At 47.2% G+C, this 612-nt stretch carries 2 protein-coding genes; one reads left to right on the top strand and one right to left on the bottom strand.

Features of this window, described 5'->3' with window-relative positions; genetic code table 11:
• Positions 1 to 368, top strand: a 368-nt coding sequence (locus R8N49_RS28565; RefSeq protein ID WP_318190628.1) for a transporter associated domain-containing protein, incomplete at its 5' end; no start/stop codon positions are given.
• 3 nt (positions 369 to 371) lie between these two features.
• Here the strand turns inward: R8N49_RS28565 and R8N49_RS28560 are convergent.
• Positions 372 to 612: response regulator transcription factor (locus R8N49_RS28560; RefSeq protein ID WP_318190627.1), on the bottom strand; the 241-nt coding region annotated here is incomplete at its 5' end.

The following is a 612-nucleotide window of genomic DNA, read 5'->3' as shown; positions in this document are numbered from 1 at the left end:
CCAGGTTGGAAGAAGACGATACCCTATGTGTATTGGCTCAAGAGAAAGACTTAGCTGCACTGAGCTTGTTGTTCAGTGAAGCGCCGGAGAAAGCCTCTCTGACTCGTTTCTTTGGTGATTTCTTCTTAGATATTGAAGTGAAGCTGGCCGACGTGGCGATGATGTACGGTTTGAATTTGGGCGATGAACTGCAAGATAAAACCTTGAGCAATATTGTTGAAGAACAGCTGGGTAGCACGCCTGTTTTGGGCGACCAGTTTGAATGGCAAGGATTGCAATGGGTAATCGCGGACGTGGTGGATCACCAAGTGACTAAGGTTGGTTTACGTTTACCCAATGAAGAAGAGGAAGGGGAAGAGGAGGACTAAGTCCTAATCATTCATTTCCGTTAACATGATGACGGCTTGCGTGCGGTTCTTCACGCCGAGCTTGCGGAAAATCGCCGTCATGTGTGCTTTGATGGTGGCTTCTGATACATTCAACTCGTAAGCGATTTGTTTGTTCAGCAAGCCATCAGACAACATCCCCAACACTTTGTATTGCTGTGGCGTTAGCGCGGCAATCTTCTCTGCTAAATCATTACACGCTGCGTTATTGGTGATCAGCCCTTCA

The sequence above is a fragment of the Vibrio sp. 1978 genome (genome assembly GCF_033344345.1).
This window is presented reverse-complemented; position numbering and strand designations above follow the sequence as displayed.